General features: G+C 66.8%; 17 protein-coding genes. 2 read left to right on the forward strand and 15 right to left on the reverse strand.

Annotated elements, in window-relative coordinates; translation table 11 throughout:
* Positions 1-24 precede the first annotated feature (24 nt).
* Together VSR82_RS18485 and VSR82_RS18490 are read left to right on the forward strand one after the other, a co-directional pair.
* Entirely contained in the window at positions 25-771 is a 747-nt protein-coding gene (locus tag VSR82_RS18485; RefSeq protein WP_429460408.1) for an SDR family oxidoreductase, read from the forward strand.
* A 276-nt stretch (positions 772-1,047) separates the two neighbouring features.
* Positions 1,048-3,099: an ArnT family glycosyltransferase gene (locus tag VSR82_RS18490; RefSeq protein ID WP_498857987.1), complete on the forward strand. Its 2,052-nt coding sequence runs from the start codon at positions 1,048-1,050 to the stop codon at positions 3,097-3,099.
* 54 nt (positions 3,100-3,153) lie between these two features.
* On the opposite strand, the gene VSR82_RS18495 is transcribed toward VSR82_RS18490, so the two are convergent.
* The 15 genes from VSR82_RS18495 to VSR82_RS18565 all read right to left on the reverse strand — a co-directional run bounded on the left by VSR82_RS18495 (position 3,154) and on the right by VSR82_RS18565 (position 19,130).
* The gene (locus VSR82_RS18495; RefSeq protein ID WP_368586188.1) at positions 3,154-3,798 is read right to left on the reverse strand and encodes a DUF924 family protein; all 645 of its coding nucleotides are present in this window, start codon (positions 3,796-3,798) and stop codon (positions 3,154-3,156) included.
* Positions 3,791-4,204 carry a group II truncated hemoglobin gene (locus tag VSR82_RS18500; protein ID WP_176109145.1) on the reverse strand — a complete coding sequence of 138 codons (414 nt, stop codon included), beginning with the start codon at positions 4,202-4,204 and terminating at the stop codon, positions 3,791-3,793. The genes VSR82_RS18495 and VSR82_RS18500 overlap by 8 nt, the downstream gene beginning before the upstream one ends.
* Positions 4,205-4,241: 37 nt before the next feature.
* Positions 4,242-6,731, reverse strand: coding sequence for an ABC transporter permease (locus VSR82_RS18505; protein WP_429461924.1), 2,490 nt, complete (start codon positions 6,729-6,731; stop codon positions 4,242-4,244).
* A 101-nt stretch (positions 6,732-6,832) separates the two neighbouring features.
* Positions 6,833-7,444, reverse strand: a complete 612-nt coding sequence (locus VSR82_RS18510; protein WP_429460413.1) for a DUF4126 domain-containing protein — start codon at positions 7,442-7,444, stop codon at positions 6,833-6,835.
* Between the two features lie 232 nt (positions 7,445-7,676).
* On the reverse strand, positions 7,677-7,997 hold the full coding sequence (sugE, locus tag VSR82_RS18515; RefSeq protein ID WP_176109148.1) for a quaternary ammonium compound efflux SMR transporter SugE: 321 nt from the start codon (positions 7,995-7,997) through the stop codon (positions 7,677-7,679).
* Between the two features lie 102 nt (positions 7,998-8,099).
* On the reverse strand, positions 8,100-8,798 hold the full coding sequence (kdpE, locus tag VSR82_RS18520) for a two-component system response regulator KdpE (RefSeq protein WP_176109149.1): 699 nt from the start codon (positions 8,796-8,798) through the stop codon (positions 8,100-8,102).
* Positions 8,791-11,646, reverse strand: coding sequence for a DUF4118 domain-containing protein (locus tag VSR82_RS18525; protein WP_429460415.1), 2,856 nt, complete (start codon positions 11,644-11,646; stop codon positions 8,791-8,793). Before VSR82_RS18525 ends, kdpE begins: the two co-directional genes overlap by 8 nt.
* A gap of 152 nt (positions 11,647-11,798) precedes the next feature.
* On the reverse strand, positions 11,799-12,377 hold the full coding sequence (gene kdpC, locus VSR82_RS18530; RefSeq protein WP_429460417.1) for a potassium-transporting ATPase subunit KdpC: 579 nt from the start codon (positions 12,375-12,377) through the stop codon (positions 11,799-11,801).
* Positions 12,378-12,435: 58 nt separating this feature from the next.
* Complete coding sequence (kdpB, locus tag VSR82_RS18535; RefSeq protein ID WP_429460419.1) at positions 12,436-14,559, reverse strand: potassium-transporting ATPase subunit KdpB; 2,124 nt, start codon at positions 14,557-14,559, stop codon at positions 12,436-12,438.
* 96 nt (positions 14,560-14,655) lie between these two features.
* Positions 14,656-16,461 carry a potassium-transporting ATPase subunit KdpA gene (gene kdpA / locus VSR82_RS18540; RefSeq protein WP_429460421.1) on the reverse strand — a complete coding sequence of 602 codons (1,806 nt, stop codon included), beginning with the start codon at positions 16,459-16,461 and terminating at the stop codon, positions 14,656-14,658.
* The gene (kdpF, locus tag VSR82_RS18545) at positions 16,458-16,550 is read right to left on the reverse strand and encodes a K(+)-transporting ATPase subunit F (RefSeq protein ID WP_085484604.1); all 93 of its coding nucleotides are present in this window, start codon (positions 16,548-16,550) and stop codon (positions 16,458-16,460) included. Before kdpF ends, kdpA begins: the two co-directional genes overlap by 4 nt.
* Positions 16,550-16,660 carry a potassium ABC transporter ATPase gene (locus VSR82_RS18550; RefSeq protein WP_176121285.1) on the reverse strand — a complete coding sequence of 37 codons (111 nt, stop codon included), beginning with the start codon at positions 16,658-16,660 and terminating at the stop codon, positions 16,550-16,552. Before VSR82_RS18550 ends, kdpF begins: the two co-directional genes overlap by 1 nt.
* 178 nt (positions 16,661-16,838) lie before the next feature.
* The gene (locus VSR82_RS18555) at positions 16,839-17,813 is read right to left on the reverse strand and encodes a quinone oxidoreductase family protein (protein WP_368586195.1); all 975 of its coding nucleotides are present in this window, start codon (positions 17,811-17,813) and stop codon (positions 16,839-16,841) included.
* A 46-nt stretch (positions 17,814-17,859) separates the two neighbouring features.
* Positions 17,860-18,249: a methylglyoxal synthase gene (locus VSR82_RS18560; protein ID WP_429460424.1), complete on the reverse strand. Its 390-nt coding sequence runs from the start codon at positions 18,247-18,249 to the stop codon at positions 17,860-17,862.
* 101 nt (positions 18,250-18,350) lie between these two features.
* Entirely contained in the window at positions 18,351-19,130 is a 780-nt protein-coding gene (locus tag VSR82_RS18565; protein ID WP_429460426.1) for an SDR family oxidoreductase, read from the reverse strand.
* Positions 19,131-19,334: the final 204 nt, after the last annotated feature.

Raw genomic sequence — 19,334 nt, forward strand, 5'->3', positions numbered from 1 at the left:
CATCACCCCAACGACGAGGTTGCGATGACGAAAGCTGTTCTGATCACCGGCGGCAGCCGCGGCATTGGCCGAGCCACCGCGCGGCTGCTAGGCGCGCGCGGCTGGTATGTCGGCGTGAACTACGTGCGTGACCTCGCCGCCGCCCAGCAGACGGTCGCCGAGGTCGAACACGCGGGCGGCCGCGCGCTCCCGATCGCCGGCGATGTCGCGAACGAAGCCGACGTGACTCGCATGTTCGATATGCTGCAGCAATCCTTCGGCCGCATCGACGCGCTCGTCAACAACGCCGGCATCGTCGCGCCGTCGAGCCAGCTCGCCGATATGGACTTCGCGCGTCTGAAACGCGTGTTCGACGTCAATGTCCTCGGCGCTTATCTGTGCGCGCGCGAAGCGGCGCGGCGCATGTCGACTCAGCGCGGCGGCGCGGGCGGCGCGATCGTCAACGTTTCGTCGGCGGCGGCGCGGCTCGGTTCGCCGAACGAATACGTCGACTACGCCGGGTCGAAAGGCGCAATCGACACGATGACGATCGGCCTCGCAAAAGAACTCGGCCCGCAGGGCGTGCGCGTGAACGCGGTGCGTCCGGGTCTGATCGACACCGAGATCCATGCGAGCGGCGGCAAGCCCGAACGCGCCGCACAACTGGGCGCGACGACACCGCTCGGCCGCCCCGGCCGGGCCGACGAAGTCGCCGAGGCCATCGTATGGCTGCTCAGCGACGCGTCGTCGTACGTGACGGGCGCGCTGTTCGACGTCGCCGGCGGCCGCTGAGCGAACGTCGCGTTCAACGGGACACACAAGCCTCGAACGCATAGCGCGGTCCGCTACGGCCGCGCCTTTTTCCGCGCTCCCTCTCTCGTTCCACGAATCCCCGTCGATTTGTCGTGAAACCGACATAGCCGCGCATCGAATGCGCGCCTTTCTGCACCTGTAATCTTCCGTAATAATGCGGCGCTACAATCGGTCGGATCGAATGCATTCGCAGGCGACGTAAGCAAAACATAAGTACGAGGCCAACGCCGACGCGTACGCTGACCAGAGACTTCCATGCAAGACAAGCAGTCCACGCGCTGGCGCGCGCACAATGCCAGCGCGACGGCCGTGACCTCGGCCGCTCCAGCAGGCCGTGCGCAAGAGGCCGCGCTTAGCGCCAGCACCGCGCACCCGTTCGCCGGCGCGCAGGCCCAGCCCGCAATTGGAGACACCGCGGCTTCGGCGCTCGCGATCCATAGCGTCGACACAGCGCAGACATCGGGCTCAGCCGTTTCCGCCGACCGCGCCGCGCGCGGCCTGCAGCGTTGGCGCGCGCTCGCGGCGATTCGTCCGCTACTGTGGTTCGTCGCGCTGGCGATCCTGTGCGCGTGGCTCGTCCCCGGCATTCTCGGCCACGAGCCATGGAAGCAGGACGAAACCTACACATTCGGCATCGTGCAGCACATGCTCGATACCGGCGACCTCGTCGTGCCGACCAATGCCGGCCAGCCCTTCGTCGAAAAGCCGCCGATCTACGACTGGGTCGCCACCGGCCTCGCGTGGATGTTCGGCCGCTATTTGCCGCTGCACGATGCGGCACGGCTCGCGAGCGCGCTGTTCGCGGGCCTGACGGTGTACTACACCGCGCGCGTCGCGCGTCGCGCGGTCGCTGCGTCGAGCTGGTTCGACCTGCGCGTGATCGGCACGCTCGCGCTGTTCGGCGGCACGCTCGTCGTCGTCAAGCACGTGCACGACATGATGACCGACGTCGCGCTGATGGCCGGCGCCGCGCTCGGCTTTTGCGGACTATTCGAACTCGTGCTGGTGCATCTGCGTGACGACCCGCGCGCGGCCTCTTATTTCCCGCTGCATGCTCAGGCCGCCCGGCAGATCAAACCGCTCGATGCCCGCGCGCGGCGTCACGCGATCCTCAGCGGCGCGACGATGTTCGGCGCGGGCGTCGGCGTGTCGCTGCTCGCCAAGGGGCTGTTCGTGCCGCTCGTGTTCGGCGCCACCACCTGTGCTGCGCTGTTGCTCTATCCGGCTTGCCGCAGCCGCGGCTTCGCGGGCGCGCTGAGCCTGGCCGCGCTTGTCTGCGCGCCCTTCGCGCTGATCTGGCCAATCTGCTTCTACCTGCGCTCCGAGGCACTCTTCAAGGTGTGGCTGTGGGATAACAACGTCGGGCGCTTCTTCGGTTTTTCAGTCGCCGAGCTCGGCTCCGAAAACGAGAGTCACCTGTTCGTGCTGCGCACCGTGCTGAGCGTCGGCTTTCCGGTCGTGCCGCTCGCGCTGACCGCGCTCGCGGGTGGCGCATGGCGGCGCTGGCGCGATCCGCGCGTGGTGTTGCCGATGCTGTTCGCGGGCATAGGTTTCGCGGTGCTGCAAACTTCGGCGACGGTCCGCGAACTCTACATCCTGCCGTTCATCGCACCGCTCGCGCTGGTCGCGATGCAGGGCGTCGAACGCTTGCCGGCGCGCCTGCATACCGGCTGGGATATGACGAGCCGCGTGCTGTTCGGCAGCGCGGCCGCACTCGTGTGGATCGTCTGGTCCACCATGACGAACCCGGCGAGCAACCATGCGTCGCTGCATCTGCTCGGCCGCTGGCTGCCGCTCGACTGGGTGCTGCCGATTTCGCCCGCGCTGATCATCGGTGCACTCGTGCTGACGATCGGCTGGCTGTGGCTGCTGCCGTCGTTCAAGTACGCGGGCAAATGGCGCGGCGCGCTGAGCTGGTGCGCGGGCGCGATGCTCGTCTGGGGGCTCGTCAGCACGCTGCTGCTGCCTTGGCTCGACTACGCGAAAAGCTACCGCTCGGTGTTCCGCGACCTCGGCGCGAAGATGGATATCGAATGGAACGACGGCGACTGCATGGCGAGCTCCGGCCTCGGCGAATCCGAAGCGCCGATGCTCTTCTACTACACGGGCATCGTGCATCAGCCGAGCGAAGATCCGCGCACGACCGCCTGCACGTGGCTGATCGAGGAAAGCCGCCGCGAAAACGCGCGGCCGCCGGCCGGCGAATGGCGGCTGTTCTGGTCCGGCGCGCGGCCGGGTGATTCGGATGAGCTCTTGCGCGTGTTCGTGCGCACGCCGGTGGCGGGCAAGCTACGCGGCGACGAGTAAAGCCGCGCAACACGTCGCGCCGGCCGAGTGCTTCGCGTGCGCGTCCGCGCTGATTCAGAACCTCGAACCGGGCTCGCGGAGAAACGCGATCTCCTCATCGCTCGATTCACGTCCGAGCAACACGTTGCGATGCGGAAAGCGGCCAAACCGCTCGATCACTTTCGCGTGGCGCAGCGCGTGTTGATAGTAGCCGTCACCGCCCGGCTCCTGCGCCAGCTGTTTGAAGAGGCGCAGCGACTCCTGCTGGCTCGCGAGCGATTCAGCGTGCTCGAACGGCAGATACGCGAACGCCCGATGCTGCACGCCTGGCAGCAGCCGATCTGCGCCGCTCGCGATCATTCGTTGCGCGGTTTGCAGCGCCTTGCTGTCGGTCGCGAACGCGCGCGGCGTCCCACGATGGCAGTTGCGGGAAAACTGGTCCAGCACGATCACGAGCGCCAACGCGCCCAACGGCGTGGCCTGCCATGCGTCGAGCTCGCCCGCGTTGGCCGCATCGATCAGGTTGCCGAAACGCTCGCGCAGCATCGCATCCACGGCGTCATTGCGCTTGAACCAGAGCTTGCGCTCGGTGCCGTGCTCCGGCGTGCCCGGCGCGCCGAACCAGCAGTCGAGTATCTCCCGTGCGCGCGGCTCGAGCGCCGCATAGTCGGCTTCGACCGAGTACGGTGCCGAGGCGGCGTGCGGCGGCGTATCAGCCATTGCGGTTGCGCATCCAGTCGGCGGTTTCGAAGAACGAGCCGAGCAGCCGCTCGCGCAGCGGCTCCGGCAAGCCGATGTCCTCCATCGCCCACGCCATGCACCTCAACCACTGGTCGCGCTCGCTCGACGCGATCGCAAACGGCAGATGCCGCGCGCGCAAACGTGGATGGCCAAAGCGGCTGATGTAATGATCGGGACCGCCGAGCCAGCCGCACAAAAACCAGAACAGCTTGTCGCGCGAACCCTCGAGCGATGCCGGATGCAGCGCGCGAATCCCGGCGAAATCCGCCTCGAGATCCATCAGGTCGTAAAACCGGTCGACCAGTTCGCGCACGCGCGCCTCGCCGCCCACCAGTTCGAAGGCCGTCGGCTTGTCCGAGGACACTTCGTCGTTCAAATCGCTCATACCCTGCTCAACAGCAAATAAACATCACAAAGAAAGCTCACGCGTCGCGCAGCGATTGCAGCGCGGGCCGCGCCAACACATGCCGCAGACTCAGCCACCCGCCGACACCAGCACAAGCGATACCCGCGCAAATGCCCGCCGGCAGCAGCCACGGATCGAAGTCCAGATAGAACTCGAACACGTGCGTGGCCAGCAGCGAGCCGATGACCTGCGCGCCGACCGCCGCCATCAGGCCTGCTAGCGCACCGACCGCGACGAACTCGGCCACCTGCACCGCCCGCACCTGACGATGTGATGCGCCCAGCGCACGCAGCAGCGCGGATTCTCGCATACGCTCGTCGCGCGTACCGGCGAGCGCCGCGTACAGCACCAGCACGCCGGCCGCGAGCGTGAACGCGAACAGGAACTGCACCGCGCCGATCACCTGCTGCAACACGCGCTGCACCTGCGCGAGGATCGGGCCGGTGTCGATCGCGGTCAGATTGGGATACGCGGCGATCAGGCCGTCGATCGTCGACTGCTTATCCGCGGGCAGATGGAAGCTCGTGATGAATGTCGCCGGGAAGTCCTGCAACGAGACGGGCGGCATCAGCACGAAGAAATTGACCTTGAACGACCCCCAGTCGAGCTTGCGCACGCTCGTCACCGGCGCCTCGATGGTCAGTCCCGTCACGTCGAAGCGCAGTACGTCGCCGGGCTTCACGTTGATCAGCTTCGCGAGACCCTGCTCGATCGAAATCTGCGGCTTCGTCGTATCGCCGAACCAGCTGCCCGCGGCGATCCGGTTGTCGTCGGGCAGTTGCGTCGTGTACGACAGGTTGAACTCGCGGTCCACCAGACGCCTGGCGTCCGCGCCCTTGAACGAGTCCGGGTTGACTGCCTTGCCGTTGATCGCGACGAGCCGCCCGCGCACCATGGGCGACAACTCCACGCCAGCGATGCCGTGCGCGTCCAGATACTGCGTGACCGCGTCGCGCTGATCAGGCTGGATGTCGATGATGAACTCGTTGGGCGCATCGGGCGGCGTCGATTTGCGCCAGCCCTGCACGAGGTCGTTGCGCGTCATCGCGATCAGCAACAGGCACATCAGGCCGATGCCGAGCGCGGTGATTTGCAGCGCACTGGTGCTGCTGCGCCGCTCCAGCGACGCGAGCGCATAGCGCCAGCCGATGCCCGCATTGACGCGCTCGCTGCGCACCACGCGCGCCGCGCCCCACAGCGCGAGCCGCGCGATGCCTGCGAACACCAGCAAGCCGCCCGCGAATCCACCCGCGACGATGCCGCCGAGCTTCAATTCGCCGGCGGCGAGAATCAGCAACCCCGCGAACAGCACGATGCCGAACGCATAGGCGGCCCACGCGGTGCGCCCCTCCTCGCCCCATTCACGCCGTAGCACGCGCACCGGTGGTACGCGCGTGAGCGGCAACAGCGGCGGCAGCGCGAAGCCGAGCAGCAGCACGAGGCCGGCGGCAATGCCTTCGAACGCGGGCCACAGCGTCGGCTGCGGCAGCACCACGTCGATCAGGCCGCCGAGCCACGTCAGCAGCGCGAGATGCCCCAGATAACCGAGCGCCACGCCGAGCACCCCGCCGAGCAGGCCGAGCCCGACGAATTCGAGCGTGAACAGCGCCCGTAGCGCGGCCTGGCTCGCGCCGAGACAGCGCATCGCCGCGCAGCCGTCGAGATGCCGGCGCATGAAGCGGTGCGCGGCCATCGCGATCGCGACCGCTGCGAGCAGCGCGGTCAACAGCGACACGAGCGTCAGGAAATGGCCCGCGCGATCGAGCGTCTGACGCACCTGCGGCTGGCCGTCCTGCAGAGACTCGAGCGCGACGCCGCGCATCTTGCCGGCGTCGACGTGCTCGTGCGCAAACTGCGCGAAGCGCGCGACCGCGTCGTCGGAGCCGGCGACCAGCAACCGGTACGTGACCCGGCTGCCGTACGTGATCAGGCCGGTCGACTGCACTTCGTCGGCGCGCAGCATCAGGCGCGGCGAAAAGTTGACGAACGAGAAGCCGCGATCGAGCTCGCGCGTGATCAGCGCGCCGACCGTGAAGCTGCGATTGCCGACCTTCACCGCATCGCCGACCTTCAGCTTCAGCGCGTCGAGCAGTTCCTGGTCGACCCAGACGGTGCCCGGCGCCGGAATCGACGTTGCCGGATGATCGGCCGCACCCGGCGCCGCCGCGATGCGCAGCGCGCCGCGCAACGGATAGCCCGGCGACACCGCCTTGACGGCGGCGAGCCGCGACGCCGGCTGCGCGCCGGTCGAGTTGATCATGCTGGGAAAGATCGCCGTGGTGGCGGTGCGCAGGCCCAGGGCGTGCGCCTCGGCCGCGAATTGCGGATCGACTGGATGATCGGCGCGCACGATGAAGTCGGCGGCGATCATGCGCCGCGCATCGCGCTCGAGCCCCTGATGCAGCCGGTCGCCCAGAAACCCGACGCTCGACAACGCCGCGACCGCCAGTACGAGCGCGAGCAGCAACATCGTCAATTCGCCCGCGCGCCAGTCACGCGCCGTCATCCGCATGGCCTGGCGCAACAGATCGATGCCGCCGAGCCGGCGCGCCGGTCTGATGTCGGCGCGCGTTCTTGAACCCGCCTTAGATCCTGGCAGTGCTTCGCTCAATCGTGCCTGCTCCTCGCCAATCGCGACACCATGTGCGTGGCCATGCCGCGAAAACCGCCCTGCACGCCACGCCACAATCGCGGCAACGCCCACGCCGCGAGTAGCAGAAAGCCTACCATCAAGACCAGAAACGCGAGCGGCACGAACAGCGCAAGGAGTACCCCGCCGACCGCGAGGCCGTCCTCGGCGGTCGACGTGACGACGTTCGACACCGGTTCCGGCGACAGATTGATCAGCGCGCGGGTGCCCGCCTTCGCGAGATGCGCAGTGCCGGCGAGCGTGCCGCCCGCGAGCGCGGCGACGGTCAGCATCGTCGGATCGGCGTGGCCGAGCGCGCCGGCGGCCAGCACGGCGCCGGCGGGAATGCGGATGAAGGTGTGGATCGCGTCCCACAGCGAATCGAACGCGGGGATCTTGTCGGCGAGGAATTCGGTGAGCGTCAGCACGGCCGCCGCGCCGATCACCCATGGCGACGACAGCGCGGACAACGTGTCCGGCAAGTGAATCAGGCCAAGACGTTCCAATACGCCGGCCAAAAGGACCGTTAGATAGAGGCGCAGACCGCTGCCCCATGAAAGGCCCGCTGCAAGCGAAAGTGATTCAAGCATGGCCGCCTCCACGCGCTTTGTGCTTGCCTGACGGCTTCGGCGGGAACCAGCGGGGGTTCCGCGCCCAAGCCGTCAGGCTTGCCAAGCCGGCCGCGCCAGCCAGGCCGCGGGCAATCTCAACGTCGTTGCTGTCTCATTATAGCTACGATGATTCGCGGAACGTAGAGCGGCGAGGCCGCGCTGTGGCTTGCAGGCAATGGCGGCCGCGCGCCGGGCGGACGTGGCCGAGGGGTCAGTGCCCCGACGACAGCTTCAGCCCGACGAGGCCGATCACGATCAGCGACGCACTGGCGACGCGCGCGAGCGTCAACGCCTCGCCCATCATCACGACGCCGAAGATGAACGCGCCGACCGCGCCAATTCCTGTCCACACCGCATAGGCCGTGCCGAGCGGCAGTTGCCGCATCGCCAGCGCGAGCAGCGCGAAGCTGCCGAGCGCGGTCACGACCGTGAAGACGGACGGCCAGAAGCGGGTGAAACTTTCGGAAGTTTTGAGACCGGCCGCCCAGGCGACTTCGAGCAAACCGGCGATCAACAGAAGAAACCAGGACATTGAAACAGCTCCATGAAAAATGGGGCCGTCCCCGATGATCGACAGAAGCGTAAGGTCGTCCTTACGTCGGGAGATTATAACGGAGCGGCTTCGCGGACGAACTCACACCGCGCCCACCAGCCGATACCCGACGCCCGTCTCAGTGACGATATGCTCGGGCTGCGCCGGATCGCGCTCGAGCTTGCCGCGCAGATGCGCCATGTAGATGCGCAAATAGTGGTGACTCTCCACATGCGACGGCCCCCACACGTCGCGCAGCAGCTGCCGGTGCGTGAGCACGCGGCCGGCGTGGCGCACGAGCGTCGCGAGCAGCCGGTATTCGATCGGCGTCAAATGGACCGCGGCGCCGTCGCGCGTGACCTGGCGCAGCGCGAGGTCGACGGTGACCGCGCCGAAGCGCACCTGCGGCGATTCGTTCGCGCCGCCGTGATTGCGCCGCCGCAGATGCGCGCGGATGCGCGCGAGCAACTCGGACACGCCGAACGGCTTGGTCAGGTAGTCGTCGGCGCCGGCGTCGAGCGCGGCGACCTTTTCGCTTTCCTGGGTGCGCGCCGACAGCACGATCACCGGCAGTTCGCTCCAGCCGCGCAACTCGCGGATCACGTCGAGGCCGTCGGTGTCGGGCAGGCCCAGATCGACGATCACCAGATCGGGCTTGCGCGTCGCCGCTTCGACGAGCCCTTGCTTGCCGGTCTCGGCGTCGTACACGGCGATGCCCTCGCCTTCTAGCGCCGTGCGCACGAAGCGGCGAATCTGCTTTTCGTCTTCGATCAGAACGACGGTAATGCTCAGGTCACTCATGGGCGGGTCGGGTGAGCGGGTTGAGGTCGGCGGCGGTGTCGTCGGCGGCGCCTTCGTCTTCGAGCGTATCGAACGTTTCAGGAGCATCGGGCGGCGTCTTGACCGGTAGCGTGAACCAGAAGCGCGCGCCCTCGACGTGGCCATCCGCTGCCGTCCGGTTGAGCGCGCCGATTGTACCGCCGTGCGCCTCGACGATCGCGCGGCAGATCGCGAGCCCAAGGCCGATGCCCGGTTTCGCCGATTCCTTCTCGCCGCGCGTGAACTTCTCGAACACCCGCGCTTCCATGCCGGCGGGCAGACCGGGGCCGTTGTCGTCGATCGTCACGCGCACGAACGGCTCGCCGTCCGCGTCGATCTGCTGCGCGCCGATCATGAGCGGCGTGCCCGACGCCGTGTATTTGGCCGCGTTCTCGAACAGGTTCGAGAACAGCCGCTCCATCAGCACCGCGTCGAGATGCAGCAGCGGCAGATCGGCGGGCAGCGTGACCTGCACCGGATGATCGGCGAGCACGCGCTTGCACGCGCGCAGCGCGGCGCCGACCGTCTCCTCGAGCAGCGTCCATTGCTGGTTCAGTTGCAGGCTGCCGGCCTGCAGGCGCGCCATGTCGAGCAGATTCGTGACGATGTCGGTCATGCGCAGCGCTTCTTCGTGGATTGCATCGACGAGTTCGTCGTTGCGACGCGCGGCGGATTGCGGGTCGGTCGGCCCCTGCCCTCGCTGCCCCTGGGCGAGCATCGATGAAAACCCGACGATCGTCGTCAGCGGCGTGCGCAGATCGTGCGATATCGCCGACAGCAGCGAATTGCGAAGTCGTTCCGACTCCATGTTGACGAGCGCATCGCGCGCGATATCGACGTAATGCACGCGTTCGAGCGCGAGGGCGATCTGCGCGGCGAACGCATCGAGCATGCGCCGCTGTTCCGGCACGGTCAGCTCGCGCTCGTCACGCACGACGACCGCGAGCACGCCGCGTGTGCGCATCGGCGCCTTCAGCGGCAGGTACAGCGCCGCGGCGGCCGGCAGCGTGTCGGTGCCGTGGCCGGCCGGCTTCTGCTGATCGTAGACCCACTGGCCGACGTCGAGGTCGAGCGCGTCGCCTTCCAGCGTGATCGCCGGGTCCGGGTCCTCGATCTTCTGTTTGACCTGATCGGCGCTGTCCGGCAGCAGGATCGCGACTCGCGCGCCGAACACTTCGCTCAAGTGCCGGGTGCCGATGCCGACGATCTGCTCGGCCGCAAGCGCCGCGGCGAGCTCGCGCGCCATCTCATACATCGCGCCGGTGCGCTGCTCGCGGCGTCGCGCGACGCTCGCCTCGCGGCGCAGGCTCGAAGTCAGATGGCTAATCACGAGCGATGTCAGCAGCATGCCGAAGAACGTCAGCAGGTACTGCGTATCGGACACCGACAGCGACATGCGCGGCGGCACGAAAAAGAAATCGAACGCGGCGACGCTCGCGAACGACAGCACGACACCCGGCCCGCGTCCGAGCTTCACCGCGGTGAAGATCACGCCGAGCAGGTACAGCATCACGAGGTTGGTCAGATCGATGCGGTCGATCAACTGGCTCGACAGCAGCGTGATCGCCGCGCCGATCGCAAGCGCGCACGCATACGCGCGCGGCGGCGAGCGACGCTCGCGCGCCGCGCTCAACGCTTCGCGCCATGCGTTCGCGGTCGTGTTCAACAGCCGCCGCTGTTCGCCGGCGTCGCGCTCCGACGACACGCGAATCAGCGTGAGATCGAGATCGCCGCTCTTCTCGGCGATGCGCTCACCAAGCGGCCGGCGCAGCCAGCGGCTAATGCCGGTGCGCGACGATGCGCCCGCCACCAGCTTCGATACGTTGCGCGCCTGCGCGTAACCGATCAACGCGTCGAGCGCATCGGCGGCGGCGAGCGTCGCGGTTTCGGCGCCGAGTTCGGCGGCGAGCTTCAGCGCGTTCAGCGTGCGTGCGCGGCGCGCGTCGGGCAGACGCTGCAACGCGGGCGTTTCGACATAGACCGCGAGCCAGTCGGCCTTCAGGCTCGCGGCGAGGCGCGCAGCAGAACGCACCAGCGCCGGCGCCTCGGGACCAGGACCCACGCACACCAGCAGCCGCTCGCGCGCCTGCCAAATGCGCTGGATCGACCGGTCGGCGCGATACTCGCGCATCTGCGCGTCGACGCGATCGGCGGTGCGGCGCAGCGCGAGTTCGCGCAGCGCGATCAGGTTGCCCTTGCGAAAGAAGTTGCGCACCGCGCGCTCGGCCTGCTGCGCCATGTACACCTTGCCGTCGCGCATGCGGTCGAGCAGTTCCTCGGCCGGCAGATCGACGAGCGTGACTTCGTCGGCATGATCGAACACGCGATCGGGCACGGTCTCCCACACGCGGATGCCCGTGATCTGGCCGACCACGTCGTTCAGGCTCTCCAGGTGCTGCACGTTGACGGTCGTATAGACGTCGATGCCGGCGTCGAGCAGTTCGTAGACGTCCTGCCAGCGCTTCAGATGGCGCGCGCCCTGCACGTTCGAATGCGCGAGTTCGTCGACGAGGATCAATTGCGGCTTGCGCGCGAGCGCGGCGTCGAGATCGAACTCGCCGAGCTTGCGGCCGCGATAGTCGATATGCGCGAGCGGCAGCACGTCGAGTCCCGCGAGCAACGCGGCGGTTTCGCCGCGCCCGTGCGTTTCGGCGATGCCGACCAGCACGTCGACACCCTCTTCCTTGCGGCGGCGCGCGGCCTGCAACATCGCATACGTCTTGCCGACACCTGCCGACGCGCCAAAGAAAATTTTCAGCCTGCCGCGCAGACGCTTTTCTTCGTCGCGCTGCAGCTTGTCGAGCAGTTCGTCAGGATCGGGGCGGTTCATGCTCAGTGATTGTCATAGTCGTGCGAGCGGCGGTGCCTGCATGTTGGCACGGCCCGCGCCGGCCCGCAAATGGCGCAGCGGCGCCACGCGGACGCCGCTGTTTTGCCGATGAACCGCAATCGCGGTTGATGATTCGTCGTTTGCGTTTCGGGTCAACCGCGCTTCATTTCATCGAGCGCGAGATTGAGCTTGAGCACGTTCACGCGCGGCTCGCCGAGCACACCGAACTGGCGCGCCGTCGTATAACGCTCGACGAGCACCTGCACGTCGCTCGGCGCGAGGCGGCGCGCCTGCGCGACCCGCTCCACCTGGTACGCGGCCGCGGCCGGACTGATCTCCGGATCGAGCCCGCTGCCCGACGACGTGACCAGATCGACCGGCACCGGCTTCGACATGTCGGTGCCCGCAGCCTTAAGCGCCGCGAGCCGACCCTTGATCTCGTCGAGCAGCGCCGGGTTGTTCGGCCCGAGGTTCGAGCCGCCCGAGCCCTGCGGGTTGTACGGCATCGGGCTCGTCGCCGATAGCCGGCCCCAGAAATACTGGGGCGCGTCGAACTGCTGGCCGATCAGCTGCGAGCCGACCACCTTGCCGTTCTGCTCGATCAGGCTGCCGTTGGCCTTGTCGTGGAACGCCGCCTGGCCGAACGCGGTCATCACCGCGGGATAAGCGAGTCCGGTGACCGCGGTCAGCACCGCGAAGATCACGATCAGCGGACGGAACAGATTTTTCATGATGGGTCTCTTTCCCTTTTCATCAATGCTGGTTACCGCGTAGCGACGCGCTGCGCGCTCAAACCCAGCCGAACACGGCGAGCACCATATCGATCAGCTTGATGCCGATGAACGGCACGATGATCCCGCCGAGGCCGTAGATCAGCAGATTGCGGCGCAGCAGGATCGCAGCTCCTAGCGCGCGATAGCGCACGCCCTTAAGCGCAAGAGGAATCAGCAGCACGATGATCAGCGCGTTGAAGATCACCGCCGACATGATCGCCGAGGTCGGTGTCGCCAGATGCATCACGTTCAGCGCATTCAGCGCCGGATACGTCGACGCGAACGCGGCCGGGATGATCGCGAAGTACTTGGCGACGTCGTTGGCGATCGAGAACGTGGTTAGCGAACCGCGCGTCATCAGCATCTGTTTGCCGATCTCGACGATCTCGATCAGCTTGGTCGGATTCGAATCGAGGTCGACCATGTTGCCGGCCTCTTTCGCCGCCTGCGTGCCGGTGTTCATCGCGACCGCGACGTCGGCCTGCGCGAGCGCGGGCGCGTCGTTGGTGCCGTCGCCGGTCATCGCGACCAGACGCCCTTCGGCCTGGTGCGCGCGGATCGTCGCGAGCTTCGTCTCCGGTGTCGCTTCGGCGAGGAAGTCGTCGACGCCTGCTTCGGCCGCGATCGCGGCGGCGGTCAGACGGTTGTCGCCCGTCACCATCACGGTCTTGATGCCCATCTTGCGCAGCTCGGCGAAGCGCTCCTTGATGCCGCCCTTCACGACGTCCTTCAGCTCGATCACGCCGAGCACGCGCGCGCCCTGCTCGCCCTTCTCGGCGACCACGAGCGGCGTGCTGCCGCGTCGCGCGACCTCGGCGACCGCGTTGCTGACTTCGTTCGGGAAACGGCCGCCGTTCGCTTCGACGTAGTGCTTGACCGCATCGGCCGCGCCCTTGCGGATTTCTCGGCCATGCGTTCCGGCGGGCGTTCCTTGCGGCGACAGATCGACCCCGCTCATGCGGGTCTGCGCGGTGAACGCGAGAAACACCGCGTGCAGCGAGGCCATGTCGCGCTGGCGGATATTGAAACGCTGCTTTGCGAGCACGACGATGCTGCGGCCTTCCGGCGTTTCGTCGGCGAGCGACGACAACTGCGCGGCATCGGCAAGCGCTTCTTCGCTGAGACCCGGCGCGGGCAGGAACTGCGACGCCTGGCGGTTGCCGAGCGTGATCGTGCCGGTCTTGTCGAGCAGCAGCACGTCGACGTCGCCGGCCGCTTCGACCGCGCGGCCCGAGGTCGCGATCACGTTCGCCTGCATCATGCGGCTCATGCCGGCTACGCCGATCGCCGACAACAAGCCGCCGATCGTCGTCGGGATCAGACACACGAGCAGCGCGACGAGCGCGGTGATCGTCACCACGTGGCCCGCCGAATTGGCCAGGTGAGCGGCTTCGACCGAGAAGATCGAGAACGGCAGCAGCGTCGCGGTGGCGAGCAGCATCACGATCGTCAACGCGACGAGCAGGATGGTCAGCGCGATTTCGTTCGGCGTCTTCTGACGCTTCGCGCCTTCGACCATCGCGATCATGCGATCGAGGAACGCCTCGCCCGGGTTCGCCGTGACGCGCACGACGATCCAGTCCGACAGCACGCGCGTGCCGCCCGTCACCGACGAAAAGTCGCCGCCCGACTCGCGGATCACCGGTGCCGATTCGCCGGTGATCGCCGATTCGTCGACCGATGCGACACCGTCGATCACTTCGCCGTCGGCCGGAATTACGTCGCCGGTCTCGACCAGCACGACGTCGCCTTTACGCAGATCGGTCGCGGTCGTGATGCGGATCGGCGACTTCGGATGCGGCTCGTTGAGCTTCTTGGCCATCACGTCTTTCTTCGCGCTGCGCAGCGACGCGGCCTGCGCTTTCGAGCGGCCTTCGGCGAGCGCCTCCGCGAAGTTCGCGAACAGCACCGTGAACCACAGCCATAGCGTGACCGCGAGAATGAAGCCCGCGGGCGCTTCGGCCTGACCGCCGAGCGCGGCGATCCACAGAATGGTCGTCAGAATGCTGCCGACGTACACGCAGAACATCACCGGGTTGCGAAACTGCGTGCGCGGCGTGAGCTTTTTGAAGGAGTCCACGATCGCCGGACGCAGCAGCGCCGGGTCGAACATGGACCGCGTAGCGTTATGTTCAGTCATTGAATCCTCGAATATCCTTGTGCGCTTGCAGGCTTGCCGCGTGCAAGCGCCGGTTCGGTCGTCGGGAGTCGTTGATCGCGGCCCCCGCGTCAACCGTCACTGCACGCCGATCATCATCAGATGCTCGACGCCGGGACCGAGCGCGAGCGCCGGGACGTAGGTCAGCGCGCCGACCAGCAGCACCGTGCCGAGCAGCAGCACGACGAACAGCGGTCCGTGCGTCGGCAGCGTGCCGCCGGTCACGCCGATGCGCTTCTTCGCGGCGAGCGAGCCGGCGATCGCGAGCACCGGCACGATCGTGCCGAAACGGCCGAACCACATCGCGATCGCGGTGAGCCAGTTGTAGAACGGCGTATTCACCGAGAGACCCGCGAACGCGCTGCCGTTGTTGTTCGCGGCCGAGCTGAACGCGTAGAGGATTTCGGAGAAGCCGTGCGCGCCGGGGTTCGCGATGCCCGCCTTGCCGGCGTCGGTCAGCACCGCGATCGAGGTGCCGACGAGCACCAGCAGCGGCGTGAGCAGCACGACGATCGACACCATCTTCATCTCGTACGCCTCGATCTTCTTGCCGACGTATTCAGGAGTGCGCCCGATCATCAGTCCCGCGACGAACACCGCGAGCAGCGCGAACACGAGCATCCCGTACATGCCGGAACCGACGCCGCCGAAGATCACTTCGCCGAGCTGCATCAGCAGCATCGGGTACAGGCCGCCGATCGGCGTCAACGAATCGTGCGTATTGGCGACCGCTCCGCACGAAGCCGCCGTGGTCGCGACCGTGAAGATGCCCGACTGCGCGATACCGAAGCGCGTTTCCTTGCCCTCCGCATTGCCGCCCGCCTGCAGCACGTTCGCCGACTGGTCGACGTTGAGCGCGGTGAACGTGGGATTGCCGCTTTGCTCGGCGCTGATTTCGCCGAACACGCAGACGCCGAACGCGATCGTCATCGCCGCGAGCACGGCCACGCCCTGCCGGCGGTCGCCGATCACGCGGCCGAACACGAGCGCGAGCGCCGCCGGGATGATCAGGATCGAGAAGATCTGCACGAAGTTCGAGAACGGCGTCGGGTTTTCGTACGGATGCGCGGAGTTGCCGTTGAAGAAGCCGCCGCCGTTGGTGCCGAGCATCTTGATCGCTTCCTGCGACGCGACCGGTCCCATCGCGATGGTCTGCGTCTTCACGGGCGTGTCGACCGTTACCGGATTGCCCTTCGCGTCCTTCACCGGATTGCCTTGCGCGTCGAGCTTCGGCGCGGCGTAGATGGTGGTCTGCAGCGTCGGCACGTCCTGATACGCCTTGAAGTTCTGGATCACACCCTGGCTCATCAGCAGTGCCGCGACGATCGCCGCCATCGGCAGCAGCACGTACATCGTCACGCGGGTGATATCGACCCAGAAGTTGCCGATGGTCTGCGCGGTATGCCGCGCGAAGCCGCGAATCAGCGCCATCACGACGACGATGCCGGTCGCCGCCGACAGGAAGTTCTGCACGGTCAGGCCGAGCATCTGCGTCAGATAGCTGACCGTTTGCTCAGGCGTGTAGTCCTGCCAGTTGGTATTCGACACGAAGCTGACCGCGGTGTTGAACGCGCTGTCGACCGACATCGCGCCGAACTGCTGCGGATTGCCGGGCAGCCACCCTTGCACGCGCAGCAGCACGTACAGGAACGCCACGCCGAGCACGTTGAACGCGACCGCGGCGATCGCGTAGTGCTTCCAGCCCATTTCCGCCGCTGGATCGACGCCCGCGATACGGTAAAGCAGCCGTTCGAGCGGCGCGCAGAAGCGCACCACGCGAGAGCTGCCGTCCATCACGGCGCCCAGATAGCTCGCCACCGGCACCGCGGCGGCCAGTAGCACGACGATAAAAAGACTCGCCTGCAGGACATCATTCGTGTTCATTCAATGTCCTCCGCGCGCAGCAGCGCATACACGAGATAAATGAACAGCAGCGCGGTGGACGCGCCGGCCAGCCACAGCATCCAGGTCATCAGCGTGCTCCCTGTCCGCGACGGAACTGCATCAGCTTCTCGCAGCCGCCAATCAGCGCAAAGGTCAGCACGGCAAACAGCGCAAGGCCACCGACATACAACACATCCATTTGTGTTCCCCATTTACGGATTTTGGATAGGTAGAACGGTATGCCGATCCGCCTAAAGGGCTGGTCAAAGATTGCGCGGTGCCCATAAAAATCGCGTAAACGGACAAGGCCGTTTCATCTCGCGATGAAACGGCCCTGGTGGAGATCGGGTAGCGCGGCCGGAGGCCGCGAAGTTTCTTTACGGCAGCAGGATCGTCGAGCCCGTCGTGCGGCGCCCTTCGAGGTCGGCATGCGCCTGCCCGACGTCCGGCAGCGCATAGCGCTGATTGATACTCGTCTTGACCTTGCCCGAGCTCAGCACGTCGAACAACTCGGCCGACATCGCCTCGTAATCGGCGCGTTTCGCGATATAGGTGAAGAGCGTCGGTCGTGTAAAGAACAGCGAACCGCGTCCCGCGAATTCCGACGAATCGATCGGCGGCAGCGGACCCGACGCGTTGCCGAAGCTCACGAAGAGGCCGAGCGGCGCGAGGCAGTCGAGCGACTTTTCAAAGGTGTCCTTGCCGATCGAATCGTAGACGACCGGCACGCCCGCGCCGTTGGTGATCTCGCGTACGCGCTTCGTGAAATTCTCGCGCGTATATACGATCGCGTGATCGCAGCCGTGCGCTTTGGCGATCTCGGCTTTCTCGTCGGAACCGACCGTGCCGATCACCGTCGCGCCGAGCGCCTTCGCCCACTGGCACACGAGCAGGCCGACGCCGCCCGCCGCGGCCTGAATCAGGATCGTGTCGCCGGCCTTCACCCGATACGTGCGGCGCAGCAGATACTGCGCGGTCAAGCCTTGCAGCATCACGGATGCGGCCTGCTCGTTGCTGATCGCGTCGGGCAGCTTGACGACCTGCGCGGCCGGCAGCACGCGCTCCTGCGCATACGCGCCGGGCGGCCGCGCGACATACGCGACGCGGTCGCCCACCTTCAGACCGCTCACGCCCGAGCCGAGCGCGCTGACCTCGCCGGCCGCCTCCATGCCGAGCCCGCCCGGCAGCGGCAGCGGATACAGGCCGGTGCGGAAATACACGTCGATGTAATTGAGGCCGACCGCCGTCTGGCGAATGCGGATCTCGCCCGCACCGGGCTCGCCCACCTCGACGTCGACCCATTTCATTACTTCGGGGCCGCCGGTTTTGTCGAATCGGATTGCCTTGGCCATCATGTCTCCTTGATCTGTAGAAATGTGGGTGCGGCGACGCGCGCGCTCACGCCTCGCCCGACATGCGCAGCGTCAGCACGTCGAGCACCATGCGCGCGGTCGAAATATTCGTCGCGCACGGAATGTTGTGCACGTCGCACGCGCGCACCAGCGCGTTGATGTCCGGCTCGTGCGGCTGCGGCGTCATCGGGTCGCGCAGGAAAATCACCATGTCGACGCGCCCTTCGGCGAGCTGCGCGGCGATCTGCAGATCGCCGCCGTGCGGGCCCGACAACATGCGCTCGACCGTGAGGCCGTGAGCGTCGCTAATGCGTCCGCCGGTCGTGCCGGTCGCCACGATCTCGCAGCGCGCGAGCGTGTCGACGTATTCGCCGGCCAGTTTGACGATGTCGTCTTTCTTGTGATCGTGCGCGATCAGCGCAATGCGGGTGCTCATGACTTAAGACTCCTCAAACCGTTGTGAATATCGTTGTTGTGATGTCATGCGTGCCGTTCGCGCGCGGCGGCTCGGTACGTGCGTGCTCAGTACGTACCGGCTCAGTACGTCCCTGGATAAGCGCCGCCGTCGATCAGCCAGTTCTGCCCGGTGATGTAGCCAGCATGCGTGCTGCACAGGAACGCGCAGGCCCGGCCGAATTCTTCGCGATTGCCGAAGCGTCCGGCGGGGATCGTCTTCATGCGCTGCTTGCGCGCTTCGTCGATGGAAATGTTGTGCGTCTTCGCCTGCGCCTCGAACGTGACCGCGATGCGGTCGGTATCGAACAGACCCGGCAGCAGGTTGTTGATCGTCACGCCGGTCGGCGCGACCTTGCGCGCGAGACCCGCGACGAAACCGGTCAGCCCCGAGCGCGCGCCGTTCGACAGGCCCAGCACGTCGATCGGCGCCTTCACCGCCGAGCTCGTGATGTTGACGATGCGCCCGAAGCCGCGCGCGCTCATCGTGTCGATGGTCTGACGGATCAGCTCGATCGGCGTCAGCATGTTGGCTTCGAGCGCGCGAATCCAGTCGTCGTGCGTGAAGCTCCTAAAATCGCCCGGCGGCGGTCCGCCCGCGTTGTTGACGAGAATGTCCGGCTGCGGGCAGGCCGCGAGCGCGGCGGCGCGCCCTTCGGGCGTGGTGATGTCGCATGCGACTGTCTTCACCTCGACGCCGCTCTGCTTGCGGATCGCCTCGGCGGTCGCTTCGAGCGTTTCGGCGGTGCGCGCGACGATCGTCAGGTTGACGCCCTCGGCGGCGAGCGCTTCCGCGCAGCCGCGTCCCAGACCTTTGCTCGCCGCGCAAACCAGCGCGGTACGTCCTGCGATTCCCAAGTCCATGTGGATGCCCTCATTGCGAAGTTTCCCCAGATTCTAGAAGAATCGGTGCCGGACTGTGCCGCGTCGCTGCAATCTCAGGTATCGCCGGGCGCTACTCTTTCGGTAAACTTGCGCGGTGGCGCACATTTCCACCGTCCGTCCGGGCTTCGCGCGCGGACGGACGCAACGGATGGCCGCGCCGAACCGATCCACCTTGCCGCCGCG

It is taken from the genome of Burkholderia sp. JPY481 (genome assembly GCF_038900515.1).
Lineage (GTDB): Bacteria > Pseudomonadota > Gammaproteobacteria > Burkholderiales > Burkholderiaceae > Paraburkholderia > Paraburkholderia youngii.

What these genes read in the sequence shown, in the direction of transcription:
- kdpB (WP_429460419.1), bottom strand. Translation starts at nt 14,559, where the DNA reads ATGACTGAACATAACGCTACGCGGTCCATGTTCGACCCGGCGCTGCTG.
- VSR82_RS18510 (WP_429460413.1), bottom strand. Translation starts at nt 7,444, where the DNA reads ATGCTTGAATCACTTTCGCTTGCAGCGGGCCTTTCATGGGGCAGCGGT.
- kdpA (WP_429460421.1), bottom strand. Translation starts at nt 16,461, where the DNA reads ATGAACACGAATGATGTCCTGCAGGCGAGTCTTTTTATCGTCGTGCTA.
- VSR82_RS18565 (WP_429460426.1), bottom strand. Translation starts at nt 19,130, where the DNA reads ATGGACTTGGGAATCGCAGGACGTACCGCGCTGGTTTGCGCGGCGAGC.
- VSR82_RS18550 (WP_176121285.1), bottom strand. Translation starts at nt 16,660, where the DNA reads ATGGATGTGTTGTATGTCGGTGGCCTTGCGCTGTTTGCCGTGCTGACC.
- VSR82_RS18500 (WP_176109145.1), bottom strand. Translation starts at nt 4,204, where the DNA reads ATGAGCGATTTGAACGACGAAGTGTCCTCGGACAAGCCGACGGCCTTC.
- VSR82_RS18525 (WP_429460415.1), bottom strand. Translation starts at nt 11,646, where the DNA reads ATGAACCGCCCCGATCCTGACGAACTGCTCGACAAGCTGCAGCGCGAC.
- VSR82_RS18560 (WP_429460424.1), bottom strand. Translation starts at nt 18,249, where the DNA reads ATGAGCACCCGCATTGCGCTGATCGCGCACGATCACAAGAAAGACGAC.
- kdpF (WP_085484604.1), bottom strand. Translation starts at nt 16,550, where the DNA reads ATGACCTGGATGCTGTGGCTGGCCGGCGCGTCCACCGCGCTGCTGTTC.
- VSR82_RS18490 (WP_498857987.1), top strand. Translation starts at nt 1,048, where the DNA reads ATGCAAGACAAGCAGTCCACGCGCTGGCGCGCGCACAATGCCAGCGCG.
- sugE (WP_176109148.1), bottom strand. Translation starts at nt 7,997, where the DNA reads ATGTCCTGGTTTCTTCTGTTGATCGCCGGTTTGCTCGAAGTCGCCTGG.
- VSR82_RS18505 (WP_429461924.1), bottom strand. Translation starts at nt 6,731, where the DNA reads ATGACGGCGCGTGACTGGCGCGCGGGCGAATTGACGATGTTGCTGCTC.
- kdpE (WP_176109149.1), bottom strand. Translation starts at nt 8,798, where the DNA reads ATGAGTGACCTGAGCATTACCGTCGTTCTGATCGAAGACGAAAAGCAG.
- VSR82_RS18555 (WP_368586195.1), bottom strand. Translation starts at nt 17,813, where the DNA reads ATGGCCAAGGCAATCCGATTCGACAAAACCGGCGGCCCCGAAGTAATG.
- kdpC (WP_429460417.1), bottom strand. Translation starts at nt 12,377, where the DNA reads ATGAAAAATCTGTTCCGTCCGCTGATCGTGATCTTCGCGGTGCTGACC.
- VSR82_RS18485 (WP_429460408.1), top strand. Translation starts at nt 25, where the DNA reads ATGACGAAAGCTGTTCTGATCACCGGCGGCAGCCGCGGCATTGGCCGA.
- VSR82_RS18495 (WP_368586188.1), bottom strand. Translation starts at nt 3,798, where the DNA reads ATGGCTGATACGCCGCCGCACGCCGCCTCGGCACCGTACTCGGTCGAA.